Genomic DNA, 19,726 nt, shown 5'->3' on the forward strand with positions numbered 1-19,726 from the left:
CCGGCACGATCCTTGCTCCCGGGCCTGCAGTGGCCACCGCTGGGTGGAGCGGCGTGCGGATTTGGCATGAAGTTTCTTCCGCGCTTGAAGGGCCCGGTGCCGAGCGGACTCGAGGTGCAGGTGGAAAGAAAGTGATGCGCATTGCCTGCGTTCATCAGGGCTACGAGCTCTATGGTTCGGACCGCAGCTTCGCCGAGAGCGTGGCTGCGCTGCGCGCCGCGTTTCCGGCCGCCGAGATCGAGGTCGTGCTGCCGCGCCAGGGGCCGATCGTCGAGATCCTCAAGCCGCATGCCAGCCGCATCGTGTTCGAGCCGCTCTGGGTGCTCAGGCGCCAGGCGATGCTCAGGCTCGCCACCGTCGAGATGGCGCGACTGCCCGCGGCGCTCTGGCGCGCCTGGCGCCGCATGCGGGGCAGCGACCTGACCTATATCAACACCTCGATCATCGCCGACTATGCGCTGGCCGCGCGGCTTTTGCCGCGCAAGGCGCTGCTGCACATCCACGAAATCCCCGAGCGCATATTGCGCAAGGTGCTTGTCGCCCTGATGCGCTGGAGCCGTGCGGACCTGATCTTCAACTCGCGCGCCACGCGCGCAACGTTCGGCGATCCGCCGGCCATCGATGCCAGGGGGCGGCGCACGCATGTCGTCTATAACGGCGTCGCCGGGCCGCTGGCCGCCCTGCCGGTGACCTATGACGGCAGCCGCCCGCTCAGGGTCCTGCTGCTTGGCCGCGTCAACCGCATCAAGGGGCAGGAGGTGCTGCTCGAAGCAGTCGCCTCGCTTCCCGCTGGGTTGCGCAATCGCGTCGAGGTCCGTCTCGTCGGCGGCGCCTTCGAAAGCGTCGAGCGCGAGCAGGCGCTCGCCGAGCTGGTCGGGCGCATGGGGCTTACAGGGCATGTCGAGGTGCTGCCCTTCGTCTCCGACCCGACCGACCACTATCGCTGGGCGGATATCGTGGCGGTGCCGTCGCGCCGCCCGGAATCGCTCGGTCGCGTCGCCATCGAGGCGATGGGCTGGGGCAGGCCGCCGCTGGTGTCGGCGATCGGCGGACTGGTGGAAGTGGTGGCCGACGGCGAGACCGGCTGGCATGTGCCGCCGGGGGATGCCAAGGCCTTTGCCGGCAAGCTCAGCGAGATCATCCAGCGGCCGGAGCTCTGGCGCGGCTTCGCCGCCGCCGGCCGTACGCGCTACGAGACGCTCTTCAGCGAGCATATCGCCGCCGCCGCGATCGTGGCGATCGTGGCCGACAAGCTGAAGGCCACGCCGCGGCGGGGACGGGCGGGCGTCGCCCGCGAGGCGGAGACGAGCCCGTGAAGTTCACCTTCCCGGCCCATCTGGTGCGGCGCCTCATGCTGATGATCGGCGGCGAGGCGATGCAGAGCGGCTTCCATTTCGCCCTCAACATCGCGTTGCTGCATCTTCTGTCGGCCGAAGGTTACGGCCTCTTCGCGCTGGCCATGGTGATGGGCGGCGTCGGCCTGTCCTATATCCGCTCGCTCACCGCCGTTCCGGCCGCAATATGGATGGGCAAGAGCACCAACAGCGCCGGCGTCGACGCGTATGACATGACCTTCGGATCGGCGGCGCTGGTGGTGGCGCTGCTGATGGGGCTGGGCACGGGGCTGCTGATGCGCCTCTTGGGCGACCCGAGCGGCATCGGCGCCGCCTGCTTCGTCTGCGCCTGGTCGCTGCGCAGCCATATGCGTACGGCATTCTTCGCGCGCCGCATGCAACTCGTCGTCTCCATCAGCGACGCCGCATTCACGATCGCGGGCATAGTGCTGGCGGCAGCGGCGATCTGGTTCTTCGCCAACGCGCTTCAGACCACTTTCTACGCACTTGCCGCGGCCAATATCGTCGGCATCGCGGTGCTGGTGAAACTGGCGCGCCGCAGGCTGCGCGTCTCGTTTCGCGCGCCGACCTGGCGGCGCTATGCAAAGCTCTGGCCGCAGCTCTGCTGGTCGGGGTTCAGCGCCACCACCACCAACATCCAGGGGCAATCCCTGGCGCTGCTGGTCGCGGGCATCGCCGGGCCTGCCGCCTACGCCCCGCTGGCGGCGGTGCTGGTGCTGTTCGCGCCGCTGCGCATCTCCAGTCTAGCCTTCTCGAACATGCTGCAGCCGGAACTTGCAAAGCTGGTGCGCAACAAGGAGTTCGACCGCGTCTGGACGCAGGCCAAGATCTGGGCGCTTGTCATGGGTTGCGGCAGCCTGGCCTATGGCTGCGGCGTCCTGTTCATCCTGCCGATGATCAAATCGCAGGCTCTGCAGCATGCCTCGGTCGGCCTGATCGGGCTCTTCGCCATCGCCAACTTCGTGCCGATCATGGCCTATGTGATGCCGCGCGTGGTCCTCGAGATTCTGGGCGATTTCCGCATCGTCGCCTTCATCACCATGGCCGGCGCGATCGTCGGGCTGGCGACGATCGGCATCCTGCTGGCCGTCGCGCCGTCGACATGGGCGCTGGCCGGCGCCGCGGTGTCGGAGACCTTCGTGCTGGTGGCCTCATGGTATTTCACGGCCAACCGCATGTGGAACCTCAAGCACCCCAACGAGCAGCGCCCCACGATGGTCGGCGCCTGGCGCCGCGCGGCGACGCTCGCCGTGCAGAGACGATAGGAGAATGATGTGGCAAGCCAGGCAATGCCGATGGCCGCGATGACGACCGGCCTGGCCGAGGGCGAGGCCGCGCCGCACGCCGGCGCCGCTGGCATCGCTTACGTGGCGCAGTTGCACACCAGCCTCGAAACGGCCAAGCCGCTCTGGCTGCGTCTCGAGACGACCGGCGTGTGCACCGGCCACCAGCATTTCGCCTGGGCCGAGGGGATCGTCGAGCGGCTCATGCCCCCGAAAGCCGAACTGGCCATCGTCGAATTGCGGGACGCCGCGACGGCCGAACCGGTCATGCTCGTGCCGCTAATGCGGCGCCGCGCGTTCGGCCATTGGGTGGTCGAGTGGTTGAGCTGCGGGGTCTGCGACTACGCGGCACCCTTGCTCGCCGACGCCACGCCCTGGACAAGGCAGTCCGCCGAGGCCGCCTGGGCGGCGGTGCTTTCCGTGCTGCCGCCGGCGGACCGCATCCACATCACCGGTATCCCGAAGGAGATCGGCGGCGTCGCCAATCCCCTGGCGCTGCTTTCGCCGGCGCGCGATTCCATCCATTCCCGTTACGGCATCGCCATGGATGGCGACGCCGACACCGTCGTCAAGCGCATCTGCCGTCCGTCCTTCGTCAAGGCCCTCAACAAGGACCTGCGCCGTCTGGACCGCAATGGTGGCCTGGCGTTGGTGGAAGCCGACACGCCGGCGTTGGTGGACTCGATTTTCGGCAAGCTGGTCGAAATGCGGCTCAGCCGTTTTCGCGAGCTCGGCCGGTTCGATCTCCTGGCGCGGCCGCCGGTCGCCGAGTTCTACCGAAGCGCGGCGCAGCGCGGTCTGAAGGACGGTTCGGTACGCGTCTTCGGCCTGCGCGCCGGCGACGTCATGGTCGCGGTCCAGTACCTTGCGGTCCATCTCGGCACACTGCATGCGCTGCTGGTCTCGATCGACCAGGCCGCGGTGCCCAACGTTTCGCCCGGGCTGTGCATCATGGGCGAGCTGATCCGCTGGGGCCGCGGGCAGGGCTTCGACTATTTCGACCTGTCGGTCGGCAACCAGAGCTACAAGGAGCATATGGGCGCGGTGAAGTCGGTTCTGTCCGAACTTTGCTACGGCATCACGCTGAAGGGCCTGGCCGCGAGCGGCGCCATCAAATATCGCGGCCGGGGCGTCGCCTTCGTGCGCGACAACCCGCGCCTGTTCAAGCTCGCGCAGGACTTCATGCAGCGCTGGCGGCGGCTACGGGCGGGGCGGTGAGCGGGCGGCCTGCGCTGGCCAAATTGACTCACATTCCGCTCTCCGCCATGCTTGTGACAGCCGCATCCTTCGGCGGCAGCGTGTTCGAGTGAGGCCATGGCCAGTCCCGTCTCCAGAGAAAAGTCCCGCCGCGCCGCGGTGAAGTCCGCGCTCGAGCGCCACAAGGTCTATGTCACCGCGCAGCGTTTTTCCGGCGGCACCTACAGCGCCCGCGTGCTGGTCGACGGCGAGGCCTACTGGGTCGACGAGTTCCGGCTGAGCCAGCTGAGGCAGGGGCTGACCCCGGCCGAGCTGGAACTGACGCCGGCGATCGACGATTGATCTCTTTCCTTTGCTCCGCCGCGCTATAGGAAAATCTCAGATGCTGGCGGGACAGCCCCCCTCTCTGTCCTGCCGGACATCTCCCCCTCAAGGGGGGAGATCAGATGTCGCCGCCGGTTTCGCCAATCGCCACCGTTGCAAGAGAGGTGCCGGCGCTCAAACTGCCAATCTCCCCCCTAGAGGGGGAGATGTCCGGCAGGACAGAGAGGGGGGCGAAGGAACTCGGCGTTCGTCGTATTCCATTGCGTTCTTCGGCGCCTGATCCATGCCCGCCAACCTCAAACCCTACCGCGCCAAGCGCGAATTCTCCCGCACCCCCGAGCCCGCGGGCGGCCTCGCCTCCGAGGGCTCCAACCGCTTCGTCGTCCACAAGCACCACGCCACCGCCGATCACTACGACATGCGCCTCGAAATCGGCGGCGTGCTGAAGAGCTGGGCTGTCCCGCGCGGCCCCTCGCTCAACCCGGCCGACAAGCGGCTTGCCGTCGAGACCGAGGACCACCCGATCGAATATATCGACTTCGAGGGCGTCATCCCCGAAGGCGAATATGGCGGCGGGCCGATGATCGTCTGGGACACCGGCACCTGGGCGCCGATGGAGGATGTCGACAAAAGCCTGCGCACCGGCGCCTTCAAGTTCCGGCTGGCCGGCCAGAAGCTCAATGGCGGCTGGATGCTGACGCGCCTGAAGCCCAAGCCCGGCGAGGACGAGAACAAGAAGAACTGGCTGCTGTTCAAGGAGCGCGACCTCGCTGCCGATGCGAAACGCGACATCCTGAGCGAGCGGCCCGAAAGCGTGAAGTCCGGCCGTCGCATCGAGGAACTGGCGGCGCCGCCGAGGAAGCGGCGCGAGCGCCTGCCTCCGAAAGCCGGTTCGCTGAAACCGGGCGCACTGCCCGGCGCCGTCAAGGCCGCCCCTCCGACCCGCATCGAGCCGCAGCTTGCCACCCAGGTACCGAAACCGCCGGGCGGCGAGGGGCCGGCGGAGAAGACGGGCGAGTTCTGGCTGCACGAGATCAAATTCGACGGCTACCGCACCATGGCGCATGTGATGGATGGCGAGGTGCGGCTGATCACCCGTGGCGGCATCGACTGGACGAAGCGCTATGGCGATCTCCCGCAGGCCTTTTCGCGCCTGCCGGTCGCCCAGGCGATCATCGACGGCGAGATCATGGTGCTCGACGACAGGGGCATCTCGCGCTTCGCGCTGCTGCAGGACGCGCTGGCCGAAGGCGCAGGTTCAAAGCTGCATTTCTACGCCTTCGATCTTTTGCATCTGGACGGCTGGGACCTGCGCAAAGCGCCGCTCATAAAGCGTAAGGCGCTGCTTGCCGAGCTGCTCGCCGGCCAGGCCGCCAATGCCGCCATCCAGTACAGCGACCATGTCGAGGGCGACGGGCAGGGTCTGTACGATCAAGCCTCGGAGCTGGGGCTCGAAGGCGTCGTCTCCAAGCGCGCCGACGCCATCTACATGAGCGGCCGCACCAAGAGCTGGACCAAGGTGAAGGCGCAAAAGACGGATGATTTCGTCATCGCCGGTTACACCGTCTCCGACCGTGCCGAAGGGTTGGCCGCGCTCGGCATGGCCGAGTTCGAGAATGGTGAGCTGCACTATCGCGGCAAGGTCGGCACCGGCTTCGACCGCGACATGGCGACCGAGCTGCTTGCCAGGCTGGAGCGGCTGACGGCCGGCGCCAGCCCGCCGGAAGGCGTGCCGCGCGAGATCATGCGCGAGATGCATTGGGTGAAGCCGCTGCTGTCGGCGCGCGTGCGCTATTCGAACCGCACCGCCGACAATGCGATCCGCCACGGCGTCTTTCGCGGATTGCGCGATGTCGGCGGGCTGACCACGCCGATGCCGGTGAAACGCAAGCGGCTGATCGCCGAATCCGACCTCGCCACCATCTGGGTGACCGATCCGGAGCGCCGGCTATTCGGCAAGACCGGGCCGACAAAACTCGACATCGCCGTCTATTACGCGCTGGTCGGCGATTTCATGCTGCCGCATATCATCGGCCGGCCGGTGTCGCTGGTGCGGTGCCCGACGGGAAAACCGCAGGACTGCTTCTTCCAGCGCCACGCCTTCACCGGCATGCCGCCTTCGGTGGCGGTGTTCGATAGCGTCAATTCGGAAGGCGAGACGAAGACCTATCTGTCGGTCGAGGACGCCAAGGGCTACCTGGCGCTGGCGCAATTCGGCGTCGTCGAGTTCCACACCTGGGGCACGCACCGCCAGAGGCTCGACCGACCGGACCAGATCGTCTTCGACCTCGATCCGGGCGAGGGGATCTCGTGGCGCGAGGTGGTGGAGGCGGCGGTCCACATCAAGGGCGGGCTGGAGAGCCTCGGCCTGATGCCCTTCGTGAAGACCTCCGGCGGCAAGGGCATCCACATCACCGTGCCAGTGACCCGGAAGCAGAACTGGAAGAAACTGCACCAGGCGAGCAGCGCCATTTCCACCTTGCTCGCGGCAAGCGCGCCCGACACCTTCACCACCACCATGGGCAAGGAAAACCGCAAGAAGCGCATCTTCATCGACTTCCACCGCAACGCCCGCGGCCACACCTCGGCCGCGCCCTATTCGCTGCGCGCCCGCACCAACCTGCCGGCCTCGACGCCGGTGAGCTGGACAGACCTCGAGACCATCGACGCGCCGGAGGACCTGAACTACGCCTCGCTGCCGGGCCTGCTGGAGACCTCGGGCGACCCCTGGGCTGAGATCGATGAGGCGGCGCGGGATTTGCCGGTGGTGGAACGCTAGTTCCTCGCCCCCACGGAGTGGGGGAGAGGTGGCCGCGTGGCGGCCGGAGAGGGAGTGCCAGCGGCTTGAGAGGGCAGCGCAAGCGCTAGGATTTCGTCATCCTAGGGTCTGCGCGCGTCGCTTCGCTCCTTGCTTCGCCCTAGGATGACGAAGCTTCGGGGCTTCGGCTAATCTCCAGCGTCTCAATCCACTCCATCGACGCTAGCTACAATTTGAACTATCCTCCGCGCCAACCGGCCTCAGAAAACACTTCGCTAGGAATTAGGCAGTACCATCACCGGTCGGTGTAGGATTTCCGCAGCCTCAATCGTCCTACGGACGAAGCGCTGCAAGAGCATGATCGCGACAAGACCATGCTCCAACTTAGTGTCAGTGCATGGCCGCGTAGGAGTGTTTCATGGCGCCCAGGGCAAGTTGGAAAGGTTACCTCAAGCTCAGCCTCGTCAGCTGTCCGGTCCGGCTTTACCCGGCCACCAGCGCGAGCGAGCGCATCTCGTTCAATCAGTTGCACAAGAAGACGCACAACCGCATCAACATGAAGCCGGTCGACCCAGAGCTCGGCCTGGTCGAGCGCTCGGACCTGGTGCGCGGTTATGAGTATGAGGACAAGCAGTACATCATCATCGACGACGCCGATCTCGACGCGGTGAGGATCGAATCCAATCACACGATGAACATCGAGGCCTTCGTCGACGAGGGCGAGGTCGATGTCATCTACCAGGACTCGCCCTATTATCTCGCGCCCGACGGCGCCATGGCCGAGGAAACCTTCGCGGTGCTGCGCGAAGCCATGCGCAAATCCGGCAAGCTGGCGATTGCGCGGCTGGTCCTCTCCAGCCGCGAGCGTGTGGTGACCATCGGCGCGCGCGAGAACGGCATGTTCGTCTGCACCTTGAGGAATCCCAACGAAGTGCGCGGCACGGCTGAATATTTCGGCAACATTCCGGCCGGCAAGCCGGATCCGGAAATGCTGGAGCTTGCCATGGCGCTGATCAAGCAGAAGCAAACCCATTTCGATCCGAAGAACTATGAGGATCGCTACGAGGTGGCGCTGATGGCGATGATCCGCGAGAAGCTGAAGGGCCACAAGCCGATCATTGCGGCGGCGCCCGAGCGCGGCAACGTCATCAACCTCATGGATGCGCTGAAGGCCAGCCTGTCGCAGCAGGCAAAGCCCCCGGCCAAATCGAAGAGCAAGGCCGAGGAAGCGCCCGCAAAGCCGGCCAAGAAGGCGGCTGCCGGCGGGGCGCCTGAGAACCCGCTCAAGGCGAACCTGTTGAAGGCCGTCGGCAAGAGCAAGAAGTGACGGGAGGGCCGGTGATCGTTCCAGGCGCCGTCTTCGGCGTCGTCGGCGCGCTGGCCGCCTTTCCGCTGCGGCTCGCCGCGCGCGAGGTCGAGCGCCGCCATGCGGAGCTCAGGCGCGGCGTCACCCGCCGCACCAGCCATGTCGTGTTCGGTCGCGCGCTTCTCGGCAAGGCGAAATCCGGCGATGCCGAGATTGAGCGCCGCGCCAAGGCCGAACGCGAAGCTGGCCGGCAACTCATCAGCGAGAACGGTTTCCTGCGTCTTCTCGGGCTGATGAAGGCGCCCGACGCCTCGTCGCTCTCCAGGCAGTCGCTGATCGACCAGTCGCGGCTTACGGGCGGCGATCTCGACATGCTCTCGCTGTTCGACGCTTTCGAGCATGACGGCCAGCCCTATTCCTTCCGCGACCTTATCCTGGCGCGCAAATATGCCGGGCTGATCGCCAGCGGCGCCTCCTGGGGCGCGATCGTGCGTTCCGTGCATCGCTCCGGCCCGGTCGCATCGCTCACAGCAAAATCCCTCAATCTCGGCTCGCAGCATGGCCGCCCGGACGCGATCTATCTCGACGATGGGACGAGCGAGCTCGACGGCCAATTGCTGTTCGACCTCGGCTCGCCGGAAGACGACACGCTGGAAGAGCTCTTCACCGAGGCCGAGATGGCGGAAGAAGAAGAGCGCCATGACGATGCGGCCGCGCTCTACCAGCGCTGCCTGGCGATCGACCCGAAGGACGCGATTGCCGCCTTCAACCGCGCCAACTGCCTGCGCGGCGCCGGCCGGATCGCCGAAGCGGCGCATGACTATGCCCGCGCCATAAAGCTCGATCCCGGCTTTGTGGAAGCCTGGTTCAACCTCGCCGGCCTGATGAGCGACGAGGGCAAGGTGGCGTCGGCAAGGCGCCACCTGCAGAAGGCGATCGCGCTCGACAAGGCCTATGCCGACCCGGTGTTCAACCTGGCGCGGCTGGAGTTCGATGCGGGCAATCTGACGGAAGCCCGCCGGCTGTGGGTGCGCTATCTGGAGCTGGACTCGGAGTCCGAATGGGCGCGGACTGCGCAAAAGGGGATACAATTCGTGGATCTACATATGGCACGCACGGCGGGGTAGCGCTTCCTCCTTCTCCCCCTGTGGGGTCCGAAGGACGGGGCGAGACCCGTGGCTCGCCCCCGGGCGGTGGATCGGCGCGCAGCGCCGAGACGGATGAGGGGTGTTGGAAGGAATGAGGCGCTGGTGACCTTGTCGCAAGTAAGGATATTGGCGGGCGTATCCGCCAAGCTGGAGCACCCCTCATCCGTCCGAGCTTCACTCGGCCACCTTCTCCCACAACAAGGGGAGAAGGCGAGGTTGGCGCATCCATGACCCACTTCCTCTTCGACGGCTTCGACACTGCTCCCGTCACCATCCTGCTCGCCCATGGCGCCGGCGCGTCGATGGACTCGCCTTCGATGACAGCCACCGCCAAGGCGCTCGCGGCGGCCGGCTTCCAGGTCGCGCGCTTCGAGTTCCACTATATGGCCGCGCGCCGCTATGGCCACCGCAAGCCGCCGCCGCGCGCCGAGACGGTCAACCCCGAATACATCAAGGCGATCGCCGATCTGCGCGCCAAAGGCGTGACCGGCAAGCTCATCATCGGCGGCAAGTCGATGGGCGGCCGCGTCGCCTCCATGGTCGCCGACGAGATGTTCGCCAAAGGTGAGATCGTCGGACTGGTCTGCCTCGGTTATCCCTTCCATCCGCCGGGCAGGCCCGAGCAGTTGCGGACGAAACATCTCGTCGGTCTGAAAACGCCGACGCTGATCTTCCAAGGCACGCGCGACGAGTTCGGCACGAAGGAGGAGGTCGCGACCTACGGGCTGTCCTCGTCGATAGAGGTGGTCTGGCTGGAGGATGGCGACCACGATTTGAAACCGCGCAAGGCGATCTCGGGCTTTTCGACGGCGGATCATTTGAAGACGGTGGCGGAGACGATAGTGGCTAAATTCGCGCAGCCCTCGGCTTCGTCATCCTAGGGCGAAGCAAGGAGCGAAGCGACGCGCGCAGACCCTAGGATCCATGCCGTTACATACGAGCGCTGCGACGGGGCAAAATTCTTCTCCGCCGCGTTCCACGGCGAAGGTCACGGCATGGCAACTGTGTTCACGCGAATGCGGTTTTGTCGCGCATGATGGCGTTGAGGACGACCAGGAGCTTCCTTGCGACGGCGATGATGGCGAGTTTCTTGGACCCTGAGCGGGCAGCAAGTGCGGTATAGAAGGTCTTGAAGCGCTCACAGGTTCTGATGGCGGTGAGGGCAGCCATATAGAGGGCGCGACGCACGCGTGATCGCCCGCCCCGGATCTGGCTCCTGCGGCTGAGCTTGCCGCTCTTGTTGTCGAACGGGGCAAGGCCGGCGAGCGCGGCGATCGCCTTGGGTGAGCGCTGGCCGAGCTCGGGCAGGAGCGCCAGCAAAGAGAGCGCGCCGACATTGGAGACACCGGGCACGGAGACCATCAGCGCATGGTCGCGAGCGGTGTCCTGGTTTTGACGAATGACTTCGGCAATCTGGCTCTCGAACGCCTTGATACGCGTGTCGAGGAAGGCGATCGTCTCTTCCAGATCGGCAATGACGGCCTCCTCGAAAGCCTCGGCGAGGTGCTTCTTCAGCGCTGCCCGCATCTCGACCAAATGATCGCGGTGGCCGGCAAGCGATTGAAGCCGCTCGACTTCTTCGCTCGGCGCCGGCTCGGCCTCAGGGTTATAGCGACGGCCATAGTCGCTCAGCATCCTGGCATCGAGAGGATCGGTCTTGGCGCGCCGGCGCGTCGACTTCGAATAGTGGTGGGTGTGCGCCGGGTTGTGCCGCGAGAACGGCACGCCGGCCTTGGCCAGCGCATGGCGCAGCAGCCGGTCATGGACACCTGTCGCCTCCATGACGACGAAGTCCCGACTGGGATCAAGGCCTGCCACATAGGCGGCGATCGCATCGGCCTGGTTGTCGATGCGCCGAAGACGGCCGCTTGTCTCATCAAAAAAGTCGAGCCACTGCTTGGAGATGTCGCAGCCGACATAGTTCTGGGCTATCATGTCCACGCCTCTTCCTGTGGTGCGGGGTCTGCTTCGAACAGCCCCGTGCAACTGTTCAGGTTGATGGTTCACCGGTGGGAAGGGACCGGGCCATGCCACGGCCTGTCCGAAAGGACGACCACGATCCACTCGGTCTCCTTCCCACCTCAACCATACACCAGAACCAACACACAGGATCCTAGGGTCAAGCCCGAGGATGACGAAGCGCGAAGCGGCGGCATCCAAACATGAAACTCGCCACCTTCAACATCAACAACATCAACAGCCGGCTGGAAAACCTTCTGGCCTGGCTGGCCGCCGCCAAACCCGATGTCGTCTGCCTGCAGGAGCTGAAATCCCGCGACACGCAGTTCCCGCTGACCAGGCTTGCGCACGCCGGCTATGGCGCGGTGTGGAAGGGGGAGCCGACCTGGAACGGCGTGGCGATCCTAGCGCGCGGCGCCGAGCCGGTGCTGACGCGTGACGCGCTGCCCGGCGACGATGCCGACCGCCAGGCCCGCTACATCGAGGCCGCGGTCGACGGCGTCGTCATCGCCTGCCTCTACGCGCCGAACGGCAACCCGAGGCCGGGCCCGAAATTCGACTACAAGCTCGCCTGGCACCAGCGCTTCGCCGCGCATGCGGCCGAGCTCCTCGACACCGGCCTGCCGGTGGCGCTTGCCGGCGATTTCAACATCGTGCCCGAACCTCGCGACATCTATGAGACACGCTCCTATGACGACAACGCGCTGGTGCAGCCTGAAAGCCGCGCCGCTTTCGCCGCGCTGATCGGCCAGGGCTGGACCGACGCGCTGCGCAAGGTCTTTCCAAGGGAAGAGAGGCTCTACACCTTCTGGGACTACCGCCGGAACCGCTGGCCGCGCGACGCGGGACTCAGGCTCGACCACATCTTGCTGTCGAAGAAGCTGGCGCGAAAGCTGAAAGCGGCGGGCGTCGACCGCGAGGTGCGGGGAGGAGACAATCCCAGCGACCACGCGCCGGTGTGGGTGGAACTGGGGTGAGAAAACAGAAATCCCCGCCGTGGCGGGGATTCTTGAAAGATCAGGCTTTGGGGCTCTCGATCACTGTGGAGCCGGCGAACCGGCCACAATCGCCGAAAGCTTGCCCTTGCGGACGAAAACAGGCTTCTCGTAAGTCTTCTTCATGCGATTGCTCTCCTCGAAAATTCCGTCCGATAATCTCATACGACGAGTTCCTGTCAAGTAAGCGGCCAGGACGGGCCGTTCTGTTTCTGGGGACAGCGTTCTACTGAAATAACCGCCGCCCAATAGTGTGATGGCCGCGGCGGCTGGAGCCGCGTTCGGAATATATCGCCGGGAGGATCTATCGAGGCACATTTATCGCCTCTCTGTGATGTCCGGCACTTAAAGCGCGTCGCGATCTTTCAGATTCGCTCCATGCGCTTTAGGTTTTTGATTTTACGCATGTCTTTATCCCGAAACCGGTTCCCACTTTCGAGAGACATGCTTTAGCCACGGCGGAAGGCTCGGCTAGGATGTTGGCCGCCTGCCGCCATCGGACGGCGAGAGGCGCGGGGGAGACCGATGAAGAGACCGACTGACAGGCTGCCGGCGCTGGCGATACTGATCGCCGGCAATCGGTTGCGCGGCCAGGAGCGCGGCGCCTGTGGCTGCTAACGCTCTTGTCCTTTTCGTCTCGGCTCTCGTGGTTGCGGGGGCCATCGCGCTCATTGCGCTCGCCCTACGCCGGCGCCGCAAGCGGCGCAAGCTGCGCCGCAGCGCCGATCCCGCGCACGATTATCGGGCCCGCGCCAATTGGTCGGCAAGCGACCACGCGTTGAATTACTCGTCCTTCGTCTTCATGGATGTCGACGGCGACGGCAGGTTCGGCGAGGCCGACCGGCCGATGGGCGGCATTGTCGTACGGGTGTTCGACGACAAGGGCGCGTTTATTACCTCGGCCACCAGCAACAGCTCCGGCTTCGCCAACTTCCTCATGTCGACCAGAAAGCGGTGGGCAAGCCTCCGCGCGCCTGGACTCTACCGGTTTTCGGTGTCCGTCCCCAAGGGATGGCGCGTCAGCACGGGCAATGAGAGCCAGATGTTGCGGCTGGTCGAACTGCCGGGGTCGCCCGCCGGCCTGGTGGGAGAGGATCTGCCTGGACTTGTCGGGCTGGTCCCGGGGCGCAGCCTGCGCGGCAAGACCCCGGCATCGGCGCAGGCGACATTGAAGGTGATGGGCAAGGGCGAACTGCTGCAGACCATGCCGCTTGCGGCAGGCAGCTTCCACTTCGACCTCCCGGACGTGGCCGACACACTGGAGATTTCGGGCCCGGATATCGGGCGGCGTCTGGCGCTTTGTCCCTATCCGACCGACCTCGGCGAACTGAGGCCGGACGCAATCGCCGACGAGGCCGTGCTGTCGCGGATCGGGTTTGACGACGTCACATCACTCGACTTCAAGAAAGTGCCTTCTGGCCATGCCGGCCTGGAGTGGCGCAACATCAACGCCATCGCTAGAAACTACGTCAAGGAGAGCGAAGGCTATCTCAACGGCAGCATCCGCGGCAACCACGCAGCCTATACCAGCAGCGGCCACCCAGCCGAGTTCGGCGGCAGCACACCCTTCGGCTTTCATTCGGTCATGTTGACCGCCGCCTGGCTGAGATCGGAAGGCGAGGTGGCGCTGATTGAAAGCTGGCTGGGCGACGAACTCGTCGCCAGCGATGAGGTGGTGCTATCGGCATTGGCGCCGGTTCACTACGCGCCCATGCTGAAGGCTGTGACGCGTGTGCGCGTTTCCACCAGGCACCACTGGCAGCTCGTGCTGGACGATCTAGTGCTGGCGCGCTGAGCGGCGTAGACACCCTTTGGCATTTCGGCGGACTGCCATCGGCATCTTGTCCCGGCAATGGGGCCGGAAGAGGCCGCACGCCGTTCTGGAATTCCATCACGCCAAGGAATGTTTGCTCCTGCTTCGGCGGATGCCTTGCATTATTGCGGCGGGTTGGACAACACCACAGGCGCATTCGCGGCGGTGATCGCCCCAAGCCTGCCTCTAAGAACCAAAGTGGGCTTCTCGTAGACTTTCTTCATGCCAAGCTCTCCTGCAAAATCCCTGCCGGATGATCCCATAACATCGTGTGCTGTCAACCAATGCGCCTTCCGTTCAGTCCAGCTATTCCTGGGCAATGTGGCTTTCCGCGCACAGTCGTGGGCCGGCAGGGTCGTAAGGTTCTCTATCGAGCCACATTCTTCGCCTCGATGATGTCCCGCACTTAGTCTTGGCAAAGCTCGGCCGTCTCCCCCTCAGGGGGTCAGCAGCATGCGCCGGCTTACACTCCAGCCCGGAAATTGGCGAAAGCGATCGTGACATCAATCTCCCCCCTTGCGGCGGAGATGCCCGGCAGGGCAGAGGGGGTGTGACGGAACGCGGCCCCTCGATCGGTTCCGGCCGCCAAGTCCAAGGTACGTGCCATGCCCACCCTCCACCTCGTCGAAGCCTCGATCGCCGACCTGCGCCGCGCGCTGGAGGAGGGCACCGTCACCAGTGTCGAGCTGGTCGCTGCGTATCTGCGGCGCATCGCCCATTACGATCGTCACGGCATCACGCTGAACGCCGTGCCCGTCCTCAACCCGAACATGTTCGGGGAAGCGGAAGCGTCCGACTGGCGTCGCCGCGCGGGCGAGGCGCTCGGACCGCTCGACGGCATCCCCTACACCGCCAAGGACAGCTACAAGGTAAAGGGCCTGACGGTCGCCGCGGGTTCGCCCGCCTTCGAGCATCTCGTCGCCACGGAGGACGCCTTCACCATCGCCCAACTGCGCGCCGCGGGCGCGGTGCTGATCGGCCTCACCAACATGCCGCCGATGGCCAATGGCGGCATGCAGCGCGGCGTCTATGGCCGCGCCGAGAGCCCATATAACAAGGATTTCCTCACCGCCGCCTTCGCCTCCGGCTCGTCCAACGGCTCGGGCACCGCGACCGCCGCCAGCCTCGCCGCTTTCGGGCTCGGCGAGGAAACCTGGTCGTCCGGCCGCGCGCCCGCCTCCAACAATGCGCTCACCGCCTACACGCCCTCGCGCGGCGTGATCTCGGTGCGCGGCAACTGGCCCCTGGTGCCGACCATGGATGTGGTGGTGCCGCATACGCGCAGCATCGCCGACATGCTGGTGCTGCTCGACGTGATCGTCGCCGACGATGCCAAGGCGCGCGGCGATTTCTGGCGCGTCCAGCCCTGGGTGGATATCCCGAAAGTCTCGACGCTGCGGCCGGCGAGCTACACCGCCCTTCCGTTGCAAGGCGCGCTAAAGGGCAAGCGGCTGGGCGTGCCCAAAATGTATATCGGCAAGGATGACGGCGCCGACAGGCCGATCGAGACGCGCGCCTCGGTGCTGGAGCTTTGGCGGCAGGCGGCGCGCGACCTGGAAGCGCTCGGCGCCGAAGTGGTCGAGGTCGATTTCCCCGTCGTCTCCAACTACGAGCGCGATCGTCCCGGCGCCCGCTCCATGGTCGACCGTGGGCTGGTGCCGCCGGAATTCGCCGAGCGCGAGATCTGGGACCTGTCGATCTGGTCGTGGGACGATTTCCTGCGCGCCAATGCCGACCCGGCCATCCCCGATCTTGCTTCGGTCGACGGCGCAAAGATCTTCCCGCAGCCGCCGGGCGCGTTGCGCGACCGTTACGGCGAGGCCGATTTCGATCTGGCGCAGTATGTCGAGCGGGCGAAGCGGGGCGTGGCGCGACTGGAAGATATCCCAGCCATAGGGGAAGGCCTGAAAGGCCTCGAGGCAACGCGCCGCGTCGACTTCGAGGAGTGGCTCGATGCCAACCGCTTCGATGCCGTGGTGCTGCCGGCGGTGGCCGATGTCGGGCCGGCCGATGCCGACGTGAACGAGGCCTCCGCCCGGCTCGCCTGGCGCAACGGCACCTGGGTCGCCAATGGCAATCTTGTCTGGCGGCATCTGGGCATCCCAACGGTGACGGTGCCGATGGGCGCCATGGCCGATATCGGCATGCCGGTGGGCCTGACCTTCGCCGGCAAGGCTTATGACGACACGGCGCTGCTGATGATTGCCGGCGACTATGAGCGCGCCACCAAGCGCCGCACCGCCCCGCCGCGCACGCCCGCGCTTGCCGATGATGTGTTTGCGGCGGGCAGCGGTGTGAGGAGGGGCGCTAGCGACGCGCCGTTTGCCCTGAAGCTGACTGCCGAAACGGTCCCCGCCGGTGACACCGACGAGATCACGATCGCGCTGGAGATCGAGCGGGCGGAGCCGGAAACGGTCGTGAAAGTCTACGTCAACGGCGAGCCGGTGATCATGCGGGCCGGCGGGAATCGCTACACCGGCCGGATCGTGGTGCCCGCCGCGACGCATCAAGGTTTCCACAGCGTCTGGCGGGGTTCATATGGCTCGATCGTCACGGCCATTGCGAAGTCGCCGGATGGGATAGTCGGCGGGGCCTATGTTGTGACGGGCGGGATTGGCTGAGGCGCTCTCCTTCTCCCCTTGTGGGAGAAGGTGGATCGGCGCGCAGCGCCGAGACGGATGAGGGGTGTTCCAGCGGAGTGAGACGTTGGCTTTCCCTGGAGCACCCCTCATCCGGCCGCTTCGCGGCCACCTTCTCCCACAAACAAGGGGAGAAGGGAAAGATTGCGCTACTCCACCCAATCCACCACCAGCGCCACCACCCCGAATACCGCGCCTGTCGCGCACACCGCGTTCCAGCCGGCCCACGCCCAGGCGAGGCCGGCCAGCAGCGAGCCGATCGCGCCGCCGATGAAGAAGATGCCGACGAACAGACCATTGATGCGGCCGCGCGCCTTGGGCTGCAGGAGATTCACCGCGCGGCGGCCCAGCGTCTGGTCGCCGGTGACGCCGATATCGAGCAGCACGGCGCTGACGCCCATGAGGATGAGCGGCAGCCACGCCCCGCCGGCCTTGGCCGCGCCCGCCCATGCGGCAAGCCCGAGCGCCGCGATCAGCACGAGATGGCAGAGGACCGTGGCGGAGCGCGTAAAGCCGCGGTCGCCAGCGCGGCCGAAGACCGGCGTCACCGCCGCGCCCCCGGCGCCGACCAGCGCGAAAAGCGCGATGCCTTTCTGGCCTAGGTCGAAGGGCGGAGCGGCGAGGCGCAGCGCCACCGCCGTCCAGAACACGCTGAAGGCGGCCATCACCAGGCTCGCCGTGAAGGCGCGGCGGCGCAGCACCGGCTCTTGGCGCAGGAGCCGGACCAACGAGGCGATGAGCCCCGCATAGCGCGCCTGCGCCAGCGGCCGCCGTCTCGGCAAGGTGAGGCCGAGCAGGATGGCAAGCAGCGCCACCGCCGCGGCGCTGATGCCGTAGAAGGCGCGCCAGCCGAAAGCGTCTGCGACGAGGCTGGCGATCGGACGCGACAGCAGGATGCCGATCATCAGCCCGCTCATCACGTCGCCGATGACGCGCCCTTCCTGGCCCGGCGGCGCCAGCGAGGCCGCCACCGGCACCAGCACCTGGATGCAGGAACAGGCGGCGCCGAGGATGAACAGCACAACCAGCAGCGAGGTGGCGGACGGCGCGAAAGAAGCGACCGCTGCCGCAAACACGGCCGCGCACAGCATGCGCAGCACCAGCACGCGGTTCTCGACCAGATCCGACAGCGGCACCAGGAAGAACAGCCCGGCCGCATAGCCGAGCAGGGTGGCCATCGAGACCAGGCCGCTCTTCGATGCCGCGGCGCCGAGCGAGGGGCCGATCAGCCCGACCAGCGTCTGCGGCGCGAACAGATTGGTGACGATGATGCCGACCGAAGCGGCGAACAGCAGGGTCTGTGACCGGGTGATGGTGCTGCCGTCGGTATGTCGCGGCCGTTCGACGAGCTCGGCCGTAGTGATCCTCACATTGTCTGTTCCGTTCATGGTGGCCTCGCTGTCCGCATGTTTCGCGAGGAGTTTATTCGTAGCAATCATAATGCTACAATTGAAATGACCTGATAATGATTATGCGAGTTGCGCATGAACATCCATGACCTTGAAGCTTTCGTCGCCGTCGTCGAAACCGGCTCGATCGTCGGTGCTTCGGCGAGGCTCAACCTCACCCAGCCCGGCGTAACGCGTCGCGTGCAGAATCTCGAGGAGCGGCTGGCGACGCCCTTGCTCGACCGCCAGTCGAAGCCGCTCAAACCCACCGCGTCCGGTCGCGAGGCCTATGAGCATGGCCGCCGCGTTCTGCGCTCGCTGGAAGACCTGAAGGCGGGCGTCTCGCCGGCGGGCGAGGTGCGTGGCGAGTTTCGCCTCGGCATCATGCCCTATCTCTCGACCAGCGCGCTGTCCGAGCCGCTCGACAGTCTTCGCGCGGCCTTCCCGCAACTTACGTTGAAGATCACCTCGAGCCTCTCGCCGCGCCTGGTGGAGCAGGTGCTGCACAGCGAGATCGACGCGGTGGCCGTCTGCCTCGCCGAGGGCGTCGCGCCGACGCCCGAACTCGTCGGCGACGATCTCGGCGTGCAGGCGGTGCTGCTGGTGGCCTCGCCAAGCCTCGGCGTGCCGAAGCCGGCCGAGCTCGATGATCTCGCGCGCTACCCTTGGGTGCTCAACGAAACCGGCTGCGGCTTCCGCGCCTTCATCCGCCACCGTTTCGAGGCGGCGCGGCTGCCCTTCCATGTCGGCGTCGAGGCGCAGGGCGCGGATCTGAGAATGTCGCTGGTCGCTCGTGGCCACGGCATTGGCGTCGTCACGCCCGGCGCGCTGTCGGGCAGCCAATGGCGCGACGCGGTCGAGGTGGTCGACTGCCCCGGCTTCAAGCCGCAGGTCCGCTGCTGGCTGCTCCACCGCCCGCCGGCCGGCAGGCTGGCGCGCCCGATCGCGGTCTTCCGCGACGCGCTGGCCGAGGCGCTGAAGGGTCCGATGCCGCTGATGTCGTAAAAGCCAGGCGCGTTATCTCCCCCCTGACCGTGGAAAAACCGATCTCAGCATCTTGGCAAACCCAAGTGTTAGAGATTGCCAGAGGGAGCGGGCCGCAACGTCCGTCGAGTTCGCTATTTCCGGGTCTTGCGATCGGGGCAGGGAGGCGAGCCACGAATCCCAAAACTGCTGCTGCATGGAGACGAACACGGGCATCACATCGTAACCTTTGTCAAATATATTGACTAAGTCGCTCTCCTTGGGACGCTCCCCCGCTTTCACTTTGCAGACCACCAATCCACGACTCATCCCTGTCACGGTGCCTTCAGGGAAAACATTCGCGCTCGCGCCATAACAAAAGGGCAGTATTCCATCCACTTCGAGCTGTTTGCGGATTTGGCATAGGGCTTCGAAATAATCGTCTTCCTCGGCAACGATGACTTTGTCGCGATAGCTGCAGGTGAGCCTGCACCGAGTCCCCACATTCTGCGGCGTGAACACCGCCTGCTCGTCACCTCCCGTGCCCCCTCCGATCAGGAACACGGTGTATTGTTCATCCATTGTCATCCCCCAATCC

General features: G+C 65.8%; 16 protein-coding genes. 12 read left to right on the top strand and 4 right to left on the bottom strand.

The genetic code is table 11. The annotated features are described in order from the left end of the window. The first annotated feature begins 134 nt into the window (after positions 1 to 134). The 8 genes from EJ068_RS28590 (at position 135) to EJ068_RS28630 (ending at position 10,252) form a co-directional block, all read left to right on the top strand. Positions 135 to 1,316, top strand: coding sequence for a glycosyltransferase family 4 protein (locus EJ068_RS28590; RefSeq protein WP_127386329.1), 1,182 nt, complete (start codon positions 135 to 137; stop codon positions 1,314 to 1,316). Next, positions 1,313 to 2,620 (top strand): hypothetical protein, encoded by a 1,308-nt coding sequence (locus EJ068_RS28595; protein WP_126083309.1) that lies wholly within the window; start codon positions 1,313 to 1,315, stop codon positions 2,618 to 2,620. Before EJ068_RS28590 ends, EJ068_RS28595 begins: the two co-directional genes overlap by 4 nt. 9 nt (positions 2,621 to 2,629) lie before the next feature. Continuing rightward, the gene (locus tag EJ068_RS28600; protein WP_127253783.1) at positions 2,630 to 3,856 is read left to right on the top strand and encodes a GNAT family N-acetyltransferase; all 1,227 of its coding nucleotides are present in this window, start codon (positions 2,630 to 2,632) and stop codon (positions 3,854 to 3,856) included. A 96-nt stretch (positions 3,857 to 3,952) separates the two neighbouring features. Further along, positions 3,953 to 4,177, top strand: coding sequence for a hypothetical protein (locus EJ068_RS28605; RefSeq protein ID WP_126083307.1), 225 nt, complete (start codon positions 3,953 to 3,955; stop codon positions 4,175 to 4,177). Positions 4,178 to 4,442: 265 nt separating this feature from the next. Beyond that, positions 4,443 to 6,938 (top strand): DNA ligase D, encoded by a 2,496-nt coding sequence (gene ligD / locus EJ068_RS28615; RefSeq protein WP_127253786.1) that lies wholly within the window; start codon positions 4,443 to 4,445, stop codon positions 6,936 to 6,938. Between the two features lie 397 nt (positions 6,939 to 7,335). Further along, positions 7,336 to 8,244 (top strand): Ku protein, encoded by a 909-nt coding sequence (locus EJ068_RS28620; RefSeq protein ID WP_127386473.1) that lies wholly within the window; start codon positions 7,336 to 7,338, stop codon positions 8,242 to 8,244. Between the two features lie 11 nt (positions 8,245 to 8,255). After that, on the top strand, positions 8,256 to 9,350 hold the full coding sequence (locus EJ068_RS28625) for a tetratricopeptide repeat protein (RefSeq protein WP_127253890.1): 1,095 nt from the start codon (positions 8,256 to 8,258) through the stop codon (positions 9,348 to 9,350). 248 nt (positions 9,351 to 9,598) lie between these two features. After that, complete coding sequence (locus EJ068_RS28630; protein WP_127253891.1) at positions 9,599 to 10,252, top strand: alpha/beta fold hydrolase; 654 nt, start codon at positions 9,599 to 9,601, stop codon at positions 10,250 to 10,252. Between the two features lie 127 nt (positions 10,253 to 10,379). On the opposite strand, the gene EJ068_RS28635 is transcribed toward EJ068_RS28630, so the two are convergent. Beyond that, positions 10,380 to 11,306: an IS110 family transposase gene (locus tag EJ068_RS28635; RefSeq protein WP_129554944.1), complete on the bottom strand. Its 927-nt coding sequence runs from the start codon at positions 11,304 to 11,306 to the stop codon at positions 10,380 to 10,382. Between the two features lie 227 nt (positions 11,307 to 11,533). Between EJ068_RS28635 and EJ068_RS28640 the strand changes: the two genes are divergently transcribed. Together EJ068_RS28640 and EJ068_RS28650 are read left to right on the top strand one after the other, a co-directional pair. Further along, a complete protein-coding gene (locus tag EJ068_RS28640; RefSeq protein ID WP_127253711.1) occupies positions 11,534 to 12,307 on the top strand; it encodes an exodeoxyribonuclease III in 774 nt (257 codons plus the stop codon). A 625-nt stretch (positions 12,308 to 12,932) separates the two neighbouring features. Further along, the gene (locus EJ068_RS28650) at positions 12,933 to 14,120 is read left to right on the top strand and encodes a hypothetical protein (protein WP_127253712.1); all 1,188 of its coding nucleotides are present in this window, start codon (positions 12,933 to 12,935) and stop codon (positions 14,118 to 14,120) included. A gap of 140 nt (positions 14,121 to 14,260) precedes the next feature. Here the strand turns inward: EJ068_RS28650 and EJ068_RS28655 are convergent, their stop codons facing one another. Then, entirely contained in the window at positions 14,261 to 14,362 is a 102-nt protein-coding gene (locus EJ068_RS28655) for a putative RiPP precursor (RefSeq protein ID WP_112130457.1), read from the bottom strand. 381 nt (positions 14,363 to 14,743) lie between these two features. On the opposite strand from EJ068_RS28655, the gene EJ068_RS28660 reads away from it, so the two are divergent. Further along, the gene (locus tag EJ068_RS28660; protein ID WP_127386389.1) at positions 14,744 to 16,759 is read left to right on the top strand and encodes an amidase; all 2,016 of its coding nucleotides are present in this window, start codon (positions 14,744 to 14,746) and stop codon (positions 16,757 to 16,759) included. Positions 16,760 to 16,926: 167 nt separating this feature from the next. Here the strand turns inward: EJ068_RS28660 and EJ068_RS28665 are convergent, their stop codons facing one another. Next, positions 16,927 to 18,165, bottom strand: coding sequence for an MFS transporter (locus tag EJ068_RS28665; protein ID WP_127253388.1), 1,239 nt, complete (start codon positions 18,163 to 18,165; stop codon positions 16,927 to 16,929). A 96-nt stretch (positions 18,166 to 18,261) separates the two neighbouring features. Between EJ068_RS28665 and EJ068_RS28670 the strand changes: the two genes are divergently transcribed. After that, entirely contained in the window at positions 18,262 to 19,170 is a 909-nt protein-coding gene (locus EJ068_RS28670; RefSeq protein ID WP_127253387.1) for a LysR family transcriptional regulator, read from the top strand. 12 nt (positions 19,171 to 19,182) lie between these two features. Here EJ068_RS28670 and EJ068_RS28675 read toward each other — a convergent pair whose 3' ends face one another. Next, a complete protein-coding gene (locus tag EJ068_RS28675) occupies positions 19,183 to 19,710 on the bottom strand; it encodes a hypothetical protein (protein ID WP_189342771.1) in 528 nt (175 codons plus the stop codon). Positions 19,711 to 19,726 lie beyond the last annotated feature (16 nt).

The organism is Mesorhizobium sp. M2A.F.Ca.ET.043.02.1.1, from assembly GCF_003952405.1.
Taxonomy (GTDB): domain Bacteria; phylum Pseudomonadota; class Alphaproteobacteria; order Rhizobiales; family Rhizobiaceae; genus Mesorhizobium.

Coding starts and splice junctions, on each gene's coding strand:
- EJ068_RS28630 (WP_127253891.1), top strand. CDS start 9,599: ATGACCCACTTCCTCTTCGACGGCTTCGACACTGCTCCCGTCACCATC.
- EJ068_RS28635 (WP_129554944.1), bottom strand. CDS start 11,306: ATGATAGCCCAGAACTATGTCGGCTGCGACATCTCCAAGCAGTGGCTC.
- EJ068_RS28605 (WP_126083307.1), top strand. CDS start 3,953: ATGGCCAGTCCCGTCTCCAGAGAAAAGTCCCGCCGCGCCGCGGTGAAG.
- EJ068_RS28640 (WP_127253711.1), top strand. CDS start 11,534: ATGAAACTCGCCACCTTCAACATCAACAACATCAACAGCCGGCTGGAA.
- EJ068_RS28665 (WP_127253388.1), bottom strand. CDS start 18,165: ATGAACGGAACAGACAATGTGAGGATCACTACGGCCGAGCTCGTCGAA.
- EJ068_RS28670 (WP_127253387.1), top strand. CDS start 18,262: ATGAACATCCATGACCTTGAAGCTTTCGTCGCCGTCGTCGAAACCGGC.
- EJ068_RS28590 (WP_127386329.1), top strand. CDS start 135: ATGCGCATTGCCTGCGTTCATCAGGGCTACGAGCTCTATGGTTCGGAC.
- EJ068_RS28620 (WP_127386473.1), top strand. CDS start 7,336: ATGGCGCCCAGGGCAAGTTGGAAAGGTTACCTCAAGCTCAGCCTCGTC.
- EJ068_RS28655 (WP_112130457.1), bottom strand. CDS start 14,362: ATGAAGAAAGTCTACGAGAAGCCCACTTTGGTTCTTAGAGGCAGGCTT.
- ligD (WP_127253786.1), top strand. CDS start 4,443: ATGCCCGCCAACCTCAAACCCTACCGCGCCAAGCGCGAATTCTCCCGC.
- EJ068_RS28660 (WP_127386389.1), top strand. CDS start 14,744: ATGCCCACCCTCCACCTCGTCGAAGCCTCGATCGCCGACCTGCGCCGC.
- EJ068_RS28675 (WP_189342771.1), bottom strand. CDS start 19,710: ATGGATGAACAATACACCGTGTTCCTGATCGGAGGGGGCACGGGAGGT.